Annotated in this window: 11 protein-coding genes and 1 tRNA gene; 6 read left to right on the top strand and 6 right to left on the bottom strand. The window is 46.9% G+C overall.

What is annotated here, in order from left to right; translation table 11 throughout:
• The first annotated feature begins 43 nt into the window (after positions 1–43).
• Positions 44–117 (top strand) — tRNA-Arg (locus MKJ04_RS07035).
• A gap of 436 nt (positions 118–553) precedes the next feature.
• On the opposite strand, the gene MKJ04_RS07030 is transcribed toward MKJ04_RS07035, so the two are convergent.
• Together MKJ04_RS07030 and MKJ04_RS07025 are read right to left on the bottom strand one after the other, a co-directional pair.
• Entirely contained in the window at positions 554–2,224 is a 1,671-nt protein-coding gene (locus MKJ04_RS07030) for a hypothetical protein (RefSeq protein ID WP_241640849.1), read from the bottom strand.
• Between the two features lie 603 nt (positions 2,225–2,827).
• Entirely contained in the window at positions 2,828–3,133 is a 306-nt protein-coding gene (locus MKJ04_RS07025) for a recombinase family protein (RefSeq protein ID WP_241640848.1), read from the bottom strand.
• Positions 3,134–3,490: 357 nt separating this feature from the next.
• Here MKJ04_RS07025 and MKJ04_RS07020 point away from each other — a divergent pair, with 357 nt between their 5' ends.
• Complete coding sequence (locus MKJ04_RS07020) at positions 3,491–4,210, top strand: IS5 family transposase (protein ID WP_241640846.1); 720 nt, start codon at positions 3,491–3,493, stop codon at positions 4,208–4,210.
• A 63-nt stretch (positions 4,211–4,273) separates the two neighbouring features.
• Here MKJ04_RS07020 and MKJ04_RS07015 read toward each other — a convergent pair whose 3' ends face one another.
• Positions 4,274–4,471 carry a recombinase family protein gene (locus tag MKJ04_RS07015; RefSeq protein ID WP_241640844.1) on the bottom strand — a complete coding sequence of 66 codons (198 nt, stop codon included), beginning with the start codon at positions 4,469–4,471 and terminating at the stop codon, positions 4,274–4,276.
• Between the two features lie 71 nt (positions 4,472–4,542).
• Here MKJ04_RS07015 and MKJ04_RS07010 point away from each other — a divergent pair, with 71 nt between their 5' ends.
• Entirely contained in the window at positions 4,543–5,358 is an 816-nt protein-coding gene (locus MKJ04_RS07010; RefSeq protein ID WP_241640836.1) for an amidohydrolase family protein, read from the top strand.
• A 246-nt stretch (positions 5,359–5,604) separates the two neighbouring features.
• Here the strand turns inward: MKJ04_RS07010 and MKJ04_RS07005 are convergent, their stop codons facing one another.
• From MKJ04_RS07005 to MKJ04_RS06995, 3 genes are all read right to left on the bottom strand, one after another.
• Positions 5,605–6,057, bottom strand: a complete 453-nt coding sequence (locus MKJ04_RS07005; RefSeq protein ID WP_241640829.1) for a hypothetical protein — start codon at positions 6,055–6,057, stop codon at positions 5,605–5,607.
• A 628-nt stretch (positions 6,058–6,685) separates the two neighbouring features.
• On the bottom strand, positions 6,686–6,877 hold the full coding sequence (locus MKJ04_RS07000) for a CsbD family protein (protein WP_241640827.1): 192 nt from the start codon (positions 6,875–6,877) through the stop codon (positions 6,686–6,688).
• Positions 6,878–7,107: 230 nt separating this feature from the next.
• Complete coding sequence (locus tag MKJ04_RS06995; RefSeq protein ID WP_241640825.1) at positions 7,108–7,509, bottom strand: hypothetical protein; 402 nt, start codon at positions 7,507–7,509, stop codon at positions 7,108–7,110.
• Positions 7,510–8,150: 641 nt separating this feature from the next.
• Between MKJ04_RS06995 and MKJ04_RS06990 the strand changes: the two genes are divergently transcribed.
• From MKJ04_RS06990 to MKJ04_RS06980, 3 genes are all read left to right on the top strand, one after another.
• Entirely contained in the window at positions 8,151–11,141 is a 2,991-nt protein-coding gene (locus MKJ04_RS06990; protein WP_241640823.1) for a PA14 domain-containing protein, read from the top strand.
• Between the two features lie 18 nt (positions 11,142–11,159).
• Positions 11,160–11,972, top strand: coding sequence for a DUF1080 domain-containing protein (locus MKJ04_RS06985; RefSeq protein ID WP_241640816.1), 813 nt, complete (start codon positions 11,160–11,162; stop codon positions 11,970–11,972).
• Between the two features lie 555 nt (positions 11,973–12,527).
• Positions 12,528–14,183 carry a DUF6377 domain-containing protein gene (locus tag MKJ04_RS06980; RefSeq protein ID WP_241640814.1) on the top strand — a complete coding sequence of 552 codons (1,656 nt, stop codon included), beginning with the start codon at positions 12,528–12,530 and terminating at the stop codon, positions 14,181–14,183.
• The last annotated feature ends 914 nt before the right edge of the window (positions 14,184–15,097 follow it).

Here is a 15,097-nt window from a genome sequence, read left to right as displayed (position 1 = left end):
AATTTTTTGTTTACGGGAAGTTCATCGCTTCCCCGGAAACAATGGTCCCGTAGCTCAGCTGGATAGAGCAACTGCCTTCTAAGCAGTAGGTCTTTGGTTCGAATCCAAACGGGATCACATTTAAGTATTAGAAACCCTCTTTGCAGCTATGTAAAGAGGGTTTTTTTGTTTTGTGTACAAAATTTGTTATACACAAAAATACTGATCATAGTACTTTGTTTTACATATAGCAAGTAGCGAGAACTTAGAAATTCAATTTCTTTGAAATGAAAAACATTAAAACCTATCGATTTAGCATTAACGACCCTTCAAAAAAATCATTGTGATGTAGTGGATATGGTAAAGAACCAGTTTAGAGTTTCTGGGTTTGGCTATTTTTCAATCTCAAATAAATAGCAGTAGCAGTTAAAGGGCTTATTTATATCTTGATATGTAAAGATACTGAAACAATTGTAGCTTAAAAAGGTGTTTTGAACAGGTGTTTCTGTTCTTATAGAAAACTTTTTTGCTCTCACAGAAAACTCTAAACAGTTTCAATATGTGTATTTTAATTCTATCGTGTTTTGAGAATATAAATTACTGTACAATAGGGCGGTACGATTGGAATATCAAAACTAGGAATGATGCCAGAACTTCTAATTGGAGCACCTGTTACCCATCCATTAGGACCATGTACAACTAGAGATGGGTCCGTGTGACTTCTCACAGTTTCATGCCAGCCATTTGTATAACTTGTTACCACTACTCCACTAACAGAGTGACTCATTGCTCCACCAAGTTTATTATGTGTCGAATCACCCATTAGGAATTTATTTTTTAAGTCTGGTGCAGGACTATTGTTTCGAATTGATTGAGGATCATCAATAATACGCCCATCACATATCCACCATCCTTTACTCTTTAATTGCTCTGCTTGCTCCAATGTTCCAAAAAATGGTAATATGCTACCAACTGGCACAATATCATTTAGTATCTCAGAAATTTGATTCCGGATTCTAGAAACTTGAAATGATAAATCGGGGTATAATGTTTGAAGTGGTACTATTCGATTAAGTTCAATAAAGCCTTTAAGTTCCATATTTTCATTTGGTCCCATATAAGTTTTTACGCTTAGAATATCTGTTTCTTCGTTGAAATCCGAGATATTTATTTGATTTAACTCAATAGATTTAACAACAATCTTTGTCCCTTCAAATTCTACTTTGACATTATGCTCATTAAGTAGCTTTTTGAGTCCTTCATTAGTATAAACTCCTTGTATATTGCCTTCAGCACTTAACCAATCGAATAAACCTACTTTAGTTTCTGAGGAAAAACTAGTATTATACTTCCAATTCTCTTCGTTTTCTACTTTTGAGAACATTTCATTTAATTCTTTGGTAATTACATCAGGCTTAAGGTCATCTTTGTTATATGTAGATTGCCATTTAATCTCATCAAAACTACTTGATGATTCTACTGCATTCCAGCGCGCTAGCAGTTTGTCAAGAAGTTTCTCTTCAAAGTCTTCTGGTTTTTCTATAATTGCATTGAAATCAACTTGATTAGTAACTTTTTCTAATAACTTTCTTAAGTCATCTCTATGTATATATTTTACTGCTTGACCACTGAGTTCAATAAACAGTTTACTTTCCTTCAAAGTCTTGATTGAGAACTTAACCCAGTTTTGCTGTATATCCCGCACATAAAAATTGAAAGAATACTCAATTGTCATTTGTAGTATATCTTTCTCAAGTGTAAGAGCAGTTTCTTCGTTTGGTGACTCGATAACGATAGTAAATTCATCTGCAGAAGAATCGAAATTGAATAAATTGTCAAGGATTCGAGCACTAGGATAAAGATATTTAAGATCAGGTATATCAATTTTTACCTCGTGAATTGGTAGAACAAATACACTCGTAGGTTGAATAAGTGATGCTTCTTTATCTTTATATCTACAGACAGTCATATATGCTGTTCTTCTAGCATCGGGAGTGTCTAAATAAATCGTGAAGGCTGTTCGCCATGTTCCGTTTTTTCCAATAGGCTTACTTTCGATAGCAATTTGATAGTCTTCTTTAACTTCAGGGATAAATAAAGGATTGTATCGGAATTGCCATTCACGAGGATTTTTTTTAACATTATTTAGTAGCTCCCAGAATTTGTACATTTTATTTCCATATTCGAATGCACCTAACTCTGAAGAAGTGACTACAATATCTATAAGTTCGTTTTGCTTGGCCATAGTTGTTATATTAAAAGTTTTATATATGTTATGAATACATCTCTTATGTAACTATATGTTTACTGTTTTATATTTTTAATTCAAATAATTATATAAATTATACTTGTAAAAAAATATTTTGTTTTAAAATTATATTTTATAATCTATTCATAATCTGTAATTAATCAATAAAATTATTTACATTTTATTAACCTAGAGATTCCTTGTTTTACTATATAACCTTCTTAATATCAAGTTTTAATATTAACTAAATAAAAATTTATATCACCGTTGCACTTATTAAGTGCAAATGTATCATTGATGACATAATTCCATATGCATTGTTGACGAAATGACTTATGGGATTAGCGAATCAGTTTTGAAGAAATGAATAATCGCATTATTTAGAAGAGATAGTGTTTGCTTTTAGCTAATTATATTGAGCCATTTTGGTAATTTGTTTTCAAAAATCTATTTTAAATGATCTTTACTGAACTAGCAAAGAATTACCACCACACACAATAATGGCTATGGTAATACTGAATGCTGTATTTTTAGAACGATTGTCTATTATTAGGATGTATAACAGACTATAACAAATGATGGGCATATAAATCTCAAGTTTTAAAGTAGCTTCTTAACCCTTTGTACAGGACTTATGCTAACGTCGCACAATTTAGCAGTCTCTCTGATACTGTAATTGTCCTTAAGATACTTAACAACTTTAGGATGCTCTTTTAATAGGCTTTTGGTAGTGCCAATAGGTCTTTCCAAAATTTTCCCCCTGCGTTTTGCTTCATCCAATCCAGATTTTACCCTCTCAATAAGAGTTAATCGCTCCATGCGACCTATATCTGCCAATATGGTTAAAAGAAACTGAGCCATAGTATTTACTGTCCCATCCTCCTTAAGAGCATGGTTAAATTTCATCTTTTGGGCTACAAAACGTCCATCAAGGAACCTGACTTCACCTTTTTATCGCCCCATAACGCTGCTATGAGCTCAAAAAACGCTTTGTCAGAACCCTTCATGAACATTTTTCGCTTCCAAAAATGAAATTTAAACATACTCTAAGTGTCGTTAATTGATAATTCATCAATAAAACGGATACTTCAAGTTCGTGTAACGAAGGATAGCCAAAACCTGAGAAGTGTCGCGGCCCAACCGTGTAACCTCATGAACCAACACCTTATTGATTTTCTTCGTCTTAGAGCATGTTTAAATTTTTGATTTGGTAAAAAAGAGCGAGTCAGTCCGTAAGTTAAAAGTGACCAAAAATTTAAGCTTATGGAATCTCAGTATAAGAGACTTACTGACTCGCAATGGGAGGTGGTGAAGGCATCGCTGCCTGTAGAGAGAAAACGCAAACACTCGCTGCGGGTTATAGTAGACGCTATTTTTTACATGCTGCGGGTGGGCGGCCAGTGGCGCAACCTGCCGGAGGGGCTTTTCCCTAAATGGCAACTGGTGTATTACTATTTCCACAAGTGGCAGGCGGACGGCACGCTGGAGAGCCTCAACTGGCTGCTCAACATCAGGGAGCGGGAAAGGCAGGGGAAGGAGGCCTCGCCCAGCCTGCTGAGCATTGACTCCCAGTCGGTTAAGACAGACCCATTTGTAAGCCAGGAGACGGGCGTGGACGGCGACAAGAAGGTAAACGGGAGGAAGCAGCACGTGATCACCGACACGCTGGGCCTGGTGTGGGGCGTGGTGGTGCACAGTGCCAACAAGGCCGACGGGGTGCTGGCCCAGCGGGTGGTGGCCCCGCTCAGGGGCTACCTGCACCGGAGGGAGAAGATACTGGCCGATGCGGCCTATGAGCAGGTGTTCATGGAGTGGGTGAGCGAGAACCTGCTGGGGGTGGAACTGGAGATAAGCTCCAAGCCACCAGGCACAGAGGGCTTTGTGCCGGTCAGATGGCGGTGGGTCACCGAGCGGGCTTTCGGCATGTTCAGCTTCTTCAGAAGGCTCGATAAGGACCATGGAAAAAACACCCCGAAGCGCTGAAAGCTGGGTGCTGTGGCACAACTGCCAAGTGATATTAAACCGAATGACCTGAAAAACAGAAAGTTAAAATTTAAACATGCTCTTAGCTAAACGTAGGAGTTGTTGCATACCTTTTCTTTGTGTGTTTTTCTTAGCACCAGAAATAGTTTCTATTCTTACCTCCACAATTTCCATACCTTTGTTCGAGGCATAAGCAGTCAACTCCGTTACTTGACGGTCATAATTCTGATTTGCTTTACTCACCCTAACTAGAAGTGCCATTTTGTTTCCGACTTTTCCTATATGAGTATGAATTATGTTTTCAAATAAACAAAAGTGAGGTTGAACGTTTAGTGAAGGAACATCAGCAGAAAGGCTATGATGAAATAAAGGTCTACAACCGGTTGCCTGCGGAGGTTTATTTGGAGATACTTCGGGCCGCTGATGCAGCAGGTCTACGCGTTAGTGGGCATATTCCCTATACCTTAACGAGTAAAGATTTCGGAGATCCGCGCCACAAGTCTATTGAACACCTGGATGGGTTTATCCAGTTTGCCACTTCACAGTCTCCAGATATGGAACAGAGGAAGGAGGAGTCTATCCGTATGGCACTTTACCCACACTACGAAAAGGCAAAGCTGGCCCCCTATGCATACCGGATAAAGCAAAACAAGGTGTGGTTATGCCCAACACTGAGTCTGTACGGAAATTTTAACAATACAGAAGTGCGTGAGGAATTAAACGAGGTAAAGCATTTAGCGCCAGCTAATGGATTAACGGGCTGGTGGTCAAGTTTGCCTGAGCAAGTTGATAAGAGCTTCAAGGTGAAATTCGACTTTAACAGGCAGGTGTTGCAAGATCATTTCCTAGACTATGCAGACTACATACTTGCTGGGACTGATTCTCCTAACCCCTTTAACTTACCAGGCCTTGCCTTGCACCATGAGTTGCAATACCTCACAGAAGCCGGTTTCTCAAATGCCGCTGTCCTAAAAATGGCTACATACAATGCTGCTAACTACCTTGGCGTGTTGGATATGCACGGCACAGTTGCCGTTGGGAAATATGCTAACCTGCTGTTACTGGGTGGGAACCCGCTGGTAGACATCCAGAATACTAAAAAGATACACCAAGTGTTGATAAAAGGGCAGGTGCAGCACAGTAACTAATAATTATCCCAAGACAGGCTGTAAAACGAACTGTGGCAAAGGATTAGGAGTATTACCTTTAACACAGTAGATAGGAAAGAGAAAAACTAACTGGATCTGGAGAAGATGTAGCAGCAGTACCTGGAGGTGTTCAGGTACTGCAAACTCGCCTTCGGAAAAGACGGAGGCCCCTGGACCCTCTTTTAAAACACTTTAGCGCCGAGATGGAGGTACACCTATCGGCTGAGGAGTACAAATTAACTATGACTAAGCCGGCACGGCCTCACCCACAGCATGCAATGCCGACAGCGTCAGCGGCGAGATTTTGAGCCATTCCTTCGCGACTTCCTCGTCGGTGAACGTGTTCACGAATAGGTTCAGGTTGGCGAGGTCAGAGATTTTGGTGAACGACTCATCCGAGAAGGAGTCCTGGACGGAAACGTTCGCGAATTGATTTAGCCCAAGCGCCAGGGCTTTCGGCAACCATACCTGATACAACCACCCGATGCTATGGTCCCAGGGGCCTACGACCTGCGTATTGTTGTTCAGCACCTTTCGGCAACCATGCTGTTGCAGAAGATCCAGCATCACGGTTGCGCCGTGCATAACACTTTCCTTGGTCTGGTAGCTTAGCCAGTTACAGTACACGTAGTCGCTTACCGGGTTGTAGCCAATTTGCAAAAACACTTTTCCAAAAGCATTTCTTAGTTCGAGGTACATCGTATCCATTTAGCTGACCAGTCCAGAATGTAAAATCTTCATACAAACTTACATCCCCGGCACTGTATTTTCTAATTGTTCTTATATAATATATGAAAGTTTATATATTTATACAGGGCTTCTTTGCAAGACTTTACGGTATGATTTACAGCGGATTATGCACCTGCACAACTAATGGCGCATGGACTCCAGCTTCGGAAGGGGCTGTATATTCTTTAAAAGTTGACATACGGATCTGCCTTTAGCTGGCGAACGTTTACCGAAGCAGGTTGAACGAACCTTGAATAGCATTGTCTACGTTTCCTGGCCGCTAAAACATGGCGCATACCCCTTTCACCGCCATGAGATATGACTTCGGTTTGAAAATGATTTTGGGGAGGTATGATTTTGAAGGCTGAGCGCTTTCAGGAGTTTCTTAGGAGGGGGTTTAAGCGAAAGGTTGGGGATGCGATCAAAGAGTATTCTGCCTAGGGGCCAGATGGGGTGCCTGCCTGATTCCGGCATAGGGCAGGTTTGGATTTCGTTTTGCAGGAAGTTTATACATGCTCCTACTTCGGGAGGAAACAAAAAAAGTCCCTGCACCCGGTTTTATACCAGATACAGGGACTTTTCATCATACTATTTCAACTTATAGCGAGTCGATCCATTTTTTGAGCTCTCCTTTTGCCTGGCCGGTCTTCTTTTGAAGCTTACCCAGCCATTCGTCTTCTTTGCCCTCGTCGTACGTCAGATCATCGTCTGTCAGGTCGCCGTATTCCTGCTTCATTTTACCCTTCAGTTCGTTCCAGTTTCCGCGTGCTTTATATTCTGCCTCGTTCATAATTCATAGGTTTTAGTAAGTGAAAATCTGTTACTGATACGCGTTTTTTGAAATAGGGATTGCTTTCTCGCTAAAATCTACTGTAACATGTCAGGCAAACGAGGCGGAGGATCAGCAGAAGCCAGGCTGTGATGGTATAGCCAGGGTAAAACAAAGAGCGACGGCGGAGGGAAAAGTTTGTGCCGGGGCAGGTATAGCAGGCAGGAGCCGGGGGATTGTTTGAACAGATTTTACACTTCAGCAGCAAGCCACTCCAAGGCAGTCTCGATGCAGCTAAACGTCTTGAGCGTAAAAGTAGTGACAAGCTGCGTGTCGAAATACTGCACCAGGCTTTCCCTGGAATCAATACCGGTGTTTATACGGGCGAGCTTTTGAAGGCGGGTCAATAGCAGCGCCTTCATGAAATCGGTCATCAGAAGTGCATAGGCCATCTCGTCAATTACCATTACTCTGTTCCGTGAGTTCATGAGCAGCCTCTTGACGTCGTAATGCCGGACATGGTTCAGGATCATTGTCAAGGCCTCCTGTACCTCCATCGCATGAAAATGGTATGAATTGGATAAATCTGCGATGAGTATGTCCGTTGCCGGGGTATAGCTTAAGCGTAATATAGGACTGTCAAATAGGACCATGCTCGATCAATGTCATCATGCTAATGTTGTTTCAAATATAATGAAATCTTATCGGAACGACTGGCAAAAGCCCATGTAGTCTTAAAATTAGCGTTGTCTAAAGGCCTTTGGAGAAGCTATCTCGTGCAAAAACTTGATAGCTGCTGTGTATGTGGCGATAGGGTAAAAATACAAACACACGGCATCCGGCTTCGTTTTTCCCAGCTTTAAAAGGAGTGTAGCATATGGCTTAGCCTTTCATGGACTGCCGATTAATTAATAGTTCAGGCTTGCTTCTTTCTCGCTGCGAGTAACTGAAATATGGGTAGACAAACGTTATATAATGGCCAGTGAGCAGTTAAGTCTGGGTTCTGCGCAGCGGCAGGGGTTTACTTTTTGATTCACCCTATATTTTGCTTAGTATCTGATAGGCAATAGTATAAGGTGCACGTGAGTAGTTACTTTTTACCTTGTGCTGGATTGGGTTGAGGTTGCTGTGGCAAATTTATTTCTTTGTAAACAACTGTGCCCGTCTGCTGAGGGGTATGGCACGGTGCCGCTTCTACGGAAAAGGGGGAGCGGTGCAACGGTGGCCGAAGCGAAAGCGGCTCGTTCCTTTCTAACTCAAATCGAAACACAACAGAATAGTATAACTCTACTTCATGACAAAGGTAACATTCAGATTAATTTTCACTGTCTTTGTGCTCCTGCTCGGGATCGGGGCCTGCAACCGGAAAAGCCAGCAGGTTGAGCGCCCGCGCGAGGCCTGGGTCCTGCGCTCCGTCCTCGACCAGAAACCGCGTATGCTCAGCATCGCCCTCCACGACAGTCTGTGGATTGCCTACAGCACCGAGAACGCCGCTTTGTACAAAGCCTGGACGGGAGGTATAAATTTTGACGGGCCGGTATACACTTCGGCGCACGGGCCGCAACCCACTACCCTCGGCACTCCTTTTCTGGAGGAGCAGGACGGAAACCCCTGGCGCCTGGTAGAGGGCGGCAAAGAGACGGTGCCGGAGGTGGTATACAAAGGACATACCATCCGGGATAACGCGGTTACCATCTCTTACGAGCTGGTGAGCAACGGACAGCGGATTAAGGTGCAGGAAAAGCCCGAGTTCTTCGCGGCTGATGGCGGCAAAGTGGGCTTCGAGCGAGTATTCGAAACCTCGGGCGTGCCTTCGGGCGCGCAGGTAAAGCTGAACATGCAACTGGGCTCTCTGCAAAGCGAGAAAGACTACGAAACCAACGGGGAATTTGTGGTGGCCGAGAAGTCGGCGGAGACGCTGGAAAACAAGCAGTTCCATACCCTGCGGGGCGGCCTGCTGCTGAAAAGCAACGACAAGACAAGGCTGGCCCTCCAACTGACGCGCAAGCCCATGGCCGCGCTGGCAGGAGGGGAGCAGGTATCGGGTGAGGAGGCCGTGTTTGCCCTGATGGCCAAAAGCGACTGCAACACCTGCCACAACAAAGACGTGAAAACGGTGGGGCCCGCATATATGGCCATAGCAGAGCGGTATGAGAACAACGGCGAAAACACAGACAAACTGGTGGCGAAGATAATTGCCGGCGGGGCTGGCAGCTGGGGAGATATCCCGATGACGCCGCACCCGGACCTGGCGAAAGACGATGCCCGTACCATGGTGTCCTATATCCTGGCGCTGGATGCCGAAAAAGAGCAGCAGGCCACGGCCAACCAGCTGATGCCCACCCCCGCCTATGCCATCAATTTTCAGGAGGTGAAAGCGGGAGAGGTGGACGCTTCGGCCGAAAAACCCGGCATCGCCATCAATATCTACCAGTTCAGCGACAACCTGACGGATATACCGGAGATAGACGCGGAGATGCTCCCGACCTTCTCGGGTGCCGTGAACGCGCTCCATGCCGATGAAGGCGGTTTCGGCGATTTGAAGGACTACTTTGTGCTGCAAGCCAGCGGCTATATCACCATGAAGAAAGCCACCAACATCGTTTTCAGGCTGGTGAGCGACGACGGCTCCCGGTTATACATCGACGACAAGCTGGTAGTAGACAACGGCGGAAGCCACGGCCTGCAGCCACGCGATGGCGAGGTGATCCTGAAGCCAGGGAAACACGCGTTCAGGGTTGATTATTTCCAGGGCAGTGGCGGCAAAGGCCTGTCGCTGCAGTGGCAGCCACACGGAGCCGAGGCCTTTGCCGTGGTGCCGCCGGAGGTGTTCAGCTACAAAGGGAGCGCCATCAAGAAGACGCAGGCGCAACCGATAGCGGCCAAAAAAGACCTGGTGCCCGGAGACGCCGCCCCGCTGGAGGCCGTGCACCCGAGTTTCACGCTGGCGCAGGCCCGCCCGGACGGCTTCCACCCCAAAGTGGGGGGTATGGATTTCCTCTCTGACGGCAGAATGGTCATCAGCACCTGGGACTCGCTGGGCTCCGTGTTTATACTGGATGGCGTGAAGGACAAAAAGCCCGAAGACATTAAGGTGAAGCGCATTGCCTTCGGTCTGGCAGAGCCGTTGGGGCTGAAGGTAGTGGACGATGAGATATACGTGCTGCAGAAGCAGGAACTGACCAAGCTGGTGGACCTGGACGACGACGACATCATTGACGAGTACCAGACCGTGGCAAACGGCTGGAAAGTGTCGGCCAACTTCCACGAGTTCGCGTTTGGACTGCTCTACAAAGACGGCTACTTTTACGGCACACTGGCCACGGCCATAAACCCGGGCGGCGCCAGTACACAACCCCAGATCCCGGATCGGGGAAAGGTGGTGAAAATATCCCGGAAAGATGGCACCCACGAGCTGATCGCCAGCGGGCTGCGCACACCCAACGGCATTGGTTTTGGCGTGGACAACGAGATTTTCATCGCTGACAACCAGGGCGACTGGCTGCCTGCCAGCAAGATTGTGCACCTGCAGGAGAACGCCTGGTATGGCTCCCGCTCCGTGGACTTTAAGGGCACCGAGGGAAAAACACAAACTCCTCCGGTGGTATGGCTGCCTCAGGACGAGATCGGTAATTCCCCGAGCCAGCCCGTGAAGATCGACGTGGGCCCGTACAAAAACCAGATGCTGCACGGCGAGGTGACGCACGGCGGCATCAAGCGCGTGTTCGCCGAGAAGGTGAACGGAACCTACCAGGGAGTGGTGTTCAGGTTCACGCAGGGGCTGGAGGCCGGGGTGAACCGCCTGGTATGGGGCCCCGACAACGCCCTGTATGTGGGCGGCGTGGGCTCTACGGGTAACTGGCAGCATTACGGTAAGCTGGGATACGGGCTGCAAAAGCTAACCTACAACGACAAAGTTGCGTTCGAGATGCTGGCGGTGCGGGCAAAGCCAAACGGCATTGAGCTGGAGTTCACAGAGCCTTTGAAAGAAGGGGTGGGCACGAAGGCCGCAGACTATACCATCCAGCAGTGGTGGTACAAGCCCACCGCCGACTATGGCGGGCCGAAGATGGATGAAAAAGCGCTTCCGATTGAGAAAATTACCCTATCGCCTGACCGTAGGAAGGCATTCCTGCAGTTGGGGGGTATGAAGCCGGGGCATGTGGTGTATGTGCGCCTCAACAAGAACAGCTTCAGGAGCAGCACAGGCAAAAACCTCTGGACCACAGAGGCCTGGTATACGATGAACAGCATCCCCGTGGCAACGACAACAGCGAAACGATAAACTCAAACACCATACCCCATGAAAAGCAGAAACACTTTCCAAATCAAGGCGGCCGCATTTCTCCTGAGCGCGGTCGGGTTACTGGGCGCAGCAGACGCGAATGCCCAGGAGGTGCCCAAGCCTCCGAAAATGACGCCAGAGATGACCGAGTTTTGGGAGCCTGAGGTGAAGGTGGTGCAGCCGGGCAAAACTGCCTCCGATGCCCCGGCCGACGCCCTCGTTTTGTTTGACGGGAAAAACCTGGACCAGTGGGTGTCTACCAACGACCCGGCCAGCCCCGCGAAATGGACGGTAGAAAACGGCGCATTCACGGTGAAGAAGGGCACCGGCAACATTCAGACCAAGCAGAGTTTTGAGGATTACCAGCTGCACATCGAGTGGAAGATTCCGGCCAAGATCACGGGCAAGGGACAGGGGCGCGGCAACAGCGGCCTGTTTCTGGCCTCTACCGGCGAGGGCGACGCTGGGTATGAACTCCAAATCCTTGACTCCTATAACAACCGCACGTATGCCAACGGTCAGGCAGGCAGCATTTACAAGCAGCACCCGCCGCTGAAAAACGCCATGCGCCAGCCCGGAGAGTGGAATACCTACGATATTATTTTCACGGCACCGCGCTTTAAAGCCGATGGGAGCCTGTTTACCCCGGCCCGCGTTACGGTACTCCACAATGGCGTGGTGGTTCAGAACGACACGCAGCTAAAGGGGCCAACGCAGTACATCGGGCTGCCTGAATACAAGCAGCACGGCAAAGCGCCGATCAAGCTGCAGGACCACGGAGACCCAAGCGAGCCGATCAGCTACCGCAACATCTGGATCCGGGAGCTATAAGAGCACTTCCTTAGGCGCTAACGCTCCATACATATCCTCAAGGCTACCTGCAAAAACGGGTAGCCTTCTTTTTGTGCTGTTATCTAATAAAAACCAATTCTCTCTCTAATCCACGTAAACTCGGTAAATCAAGCGGTTGTTTTAAACTCGAAATTCATTGTTTTATAGCTCATTTTGCGCTCCACGCCCGCTGGGGCGCGTTTTCCCGCTCGGCACTGTGCCGTGTCCCTTTGCTCGCTGCGCTGCGCAATGCCTCACTCCGTTCGGCACCGGAACCCGCCAAATAGGGGGCCCCTACCCCCGGTGCCTCTCGGAAAAACTGGGAATCATTTTGCCTTGTTCTGACAGTAGATTTTCCTCAATGGCTAGAAACTTTATTTTGAAGTTATTTAAACTACAGTAGTTCCCGAATTCACATTAATATCCAAGAGTAAATCCGAGCCAAAACTGACGGACACAGGGGCGAGCCAGCAGATCCGGGGCTGCACAGGCTTTGAGATAAGCACGAGAAGAAGTATCTTGAAGAGTTTTAAGCGACTCAACTCAAGAACCAACATGAAATTAAAGGGTGTTTTCCTTACTTGCCTTTTTTTATTCCTGACACATACGCTCCAAGCCTTTGCTTCACCTCAAACCGACAGCCTGCTCCATGAACTCACCCATACCATCGAAAACAAGCACCAATACATTCAGTTGAAGCAGCAGCGGATTGCCAAATTACAGGCCGCGCTGGCGACGGACACCCTGTCACTGAAAACACAGTATACCCTTTACGACAAGCTGTATCGGGAGTACAGGTCTTTTCAGTACGATGAGGCGTTTACCTATGCCCTGCAGTTGCAGGATATCGCGGCCAGGCTACAGGACCCTGCCCGGATCACGCATGCCCAACTCAACCTCAGTTTCATTCTGCTTTCAGCCGGACTTTTCAAGGAGACGTTTGATGCGCTGGACGAAATGCGCGTGGCAAGCATGCCTGACAGTATCCGGATCGACTACTATACGCAGAACGCCAGGGCATATTTCGATCTGGCCAGCTATAACAAAGACAAACACTTCACTGACCAGTACATGCGCAAGGGGGGGCAGTATACCGACTCCGCGATTGTGCTCTCAAACAAAGGCGAGATGCAGTATTATACCCTGAGAGGCGGGAAGTACGAGGCGTTGGGCGAGTATGAGGAAGTGAAGCGCCAGTTCCAGATGGTGTTGCGTAATTTTGAGCCGGGGTACCATCAGTATGCCATGGCGGCCCATGCGTTGGGGAATGCCTACGATGCACTTGGCGACCAGGACAAGGCCATCGAGATGCTGGCAAGGGCGGCGATTGCCGACATAAAATCGTCCACGACAGAGGCCATGGCCCTGATGCGTTTGGCAGAGTTGCTGTACAACAGCGGCGACCAGGCCAGAGCCTACTATTATATAAAGCAAGCGCTCGAGGATGCCAGGTTTTACGGTGCCCGCTTGCGCAAAATGCAGGTGGCGGCTATCCTGCCGGTAATTGAGGGGGATCGTTTAGCCACCGTAGAGAGCCAGCGGAGCCGATTGTTTGTGTATGCAGTAGCCATTTCGCTACTGTCGCTGCTGGTGGTGGTGTTTGCCTACGTCATCTTCAGGCAGGTAAAGCAACTGCGGAAAGCCAAGAAAAGCCTGACGGAGGCAAACGGCAGCCTTCAATTGGCAAACAGCAAACTGAAAGACATAAACGGTGTGCTGCAGGAAACGAACGAGGCCCTGCTTGAAGCGAATAAGATTAAGGAAGAGTACATCGGCTATTCCTTTAACATGTATACCGAGTATCTGGATAAGATCGAAAAGCTGAAAGTGGCCGTGGACAAGAGAATGCGGCAGAAGCAGTATAGCGAGATCACGAAAGTCATGGACTCTGTCAGCTTAAAAGCCGAGCGGGAGAGTCTGTACCAGAGCTTCGACAGGATTTTCCTGAAGCTGTTCCCCAATTTCGTGGATGTTTTTAACTCCTACTTTAAGCCCGAGGACCGGTTTGAACTTCCGGATGACCAGTCGCTGAACGTGGAGCTGCGGATTTTTGCGCTCATCCGGATTGGCATCAGCGACCATGAGCAGATTGCCCGAATTCTGGAGTATTCCGTCAGGACAGTGTATAACTACAAGACAAAAGTCAAGAACAGGTCGCTTCTCTCAAACGAGGATTTCGAGCACCGGATCATGGAGATCAAAGCCATCTAAGCCTTCCCTTTGCCAGCCAGGTTCAGGCGGCGTCTATACGATATTATGAAGTCATCCCGATTTCAAGTGATCAGCCTATAGAATCTTTCCATTCAGGTAAAATTCCCTTCCTTATAGGAGTAAGTTCGTTTACGCTTCTCCTCGACAAGCAAGCCTAAAGCGCAAAATCTATTTGGTGCTGGTATAAGGCTACAAGCTCGCACCAGCGCAAAGGAAGTCAATCGGCAGTGGACAGGGCAGCGCTATGCATCAGATATGGCGCTTCAAGCTTTACCCGAAATTATTTTTCGATTGTTCACTCGAGTCAATTCCCTTGGTACAGGCCATATAGCGTGTATATGACACTTTACAAAAGTTAAATACAGTGGCATAACATCCATATGGAAAAATACCGGTTTATACCTGTTTTCCCTTTCAATCAGGATCGAAAGAGGCTACTTTATAGTTACTTTTTAGAGGAGTGTTTTGATTTCAATTTGCTTGTATTCAGTGTTTTGTGTTTGGCGTGAGTAGTTACTTTTTACCTTTTGGCACGTCCGGTTGAACTTGCTGATTTAACCTCGTTTATTTGTAACAACCCCATCATAAGAGAGAAAGCACTATATATAAAATGCACTGCTCTGGTTTTACTTGTAATTTTTCCCATGAAGTCTTTGCAAAACATTTCAAGATGATCCAGAGTTTTTAAAACAGATCGGCATAGCGCTTCTTGTGAATAACCTAGTAAGTAAGCGCTCAAACAGCAGGTTGACGTGTGACTGGTATAACAAGAACCTTCAACTGACTAGATCAGAAATAACATTGCCCATGGGCACTAATTGCCGGCAAAATGGCAGCAGGCAAGTTTTTATTTTTCAACTTCCTTTCGCAAAAGGGCGCTTTCCTGAACACGTAAGGGTGTGTGTAAGTAATTG

It is taken from the genome of Pontibacter sp. E15-1 (genome assembly GCF_022601975.1).
GTDB lineage: Bacteria > Bacteroidota > Bacteroidia > Cytophagales > Hymenobacteraceae > Pontibacter.
The sequence above is the reverse complement of the archived record's forward strand: the minus strand, read 5'-3'. Positions and strand labels throughout refer to the sequence as shown.

Bases quoted from the DNA above. Each gene is read 5' to 3' on its own strand.
- MKJ04_RS07015 (WP_241640844.1), bottom strand. From the start codon at position 4,471: ATGGCACTTCTAGTTAGGGTGAGTAAAGCAAATCAGAATTATGACCGT.
- MKJ04_RS06995 (WP_241640825.1), bottom strand. From the start codon at position 7,509: ATGGTCCTATTTGACAGTCCTATATTACGCTTAAGCTATACCCCGGCA.
- MKJ04_RS06980 (WP_241640814.1), top strand. From the start codon at position 12,528: ATGAAATTAAAGGGTGTTTTCCTTACTTGCCTTTTTTTATTCCTGACA.
- MKJ04_RS07020 (WP_241640846.1), top strand. From the start codon at position 3,491: ATGGAATCTCAGTATAAGAGACTTACTGACTCGCAATGGGAGGTGGTG.
- MKJ04_RS07000 (WP_241640827.1), bottom strand. From the start codon at position 6,877: ATGAACGAGGCAGAATATAAAGCACGCGGAAACTGGAACGAACTGAAG.
- MKJ04_RS06985 (WP_241640816.1), top strand. From the start codon at position 11,160: ATGAAAAGCAGAAACACTTTCCAAATCAAGGCGGCCGCATTTCTCCTG.
- MKJ04_RS07030 (WP_241640849.1), bottom strand. From the start codon at position 2,224: ATGGCCAAGCAAAACGAACTTATAGATATTGTAGTCACTTCTTCAGAG.
- MKJ04_RS07005 (WP_241640829.1), bottom strand. From the start codon at position 6,057: ATGTACCTCGAACTAAGAAATGCTTTTGGAAAAGTGTTTTTGCAAATT.
- MKJ04_RS07025 (WP_241640848.1), bottom strand. From the start codon at position 3,133: ATGAAATTTAACCATGCTCTTAAGGAGGATGGGACAGTAAATACTATG.
- MKJ04_RS06990 (WP_241640823.1), top strand. From the start codon at position 8,151: ATGACAAAGGTAACATTCAGATTAATTTTCACTGTCTTTGTGCTCCTG.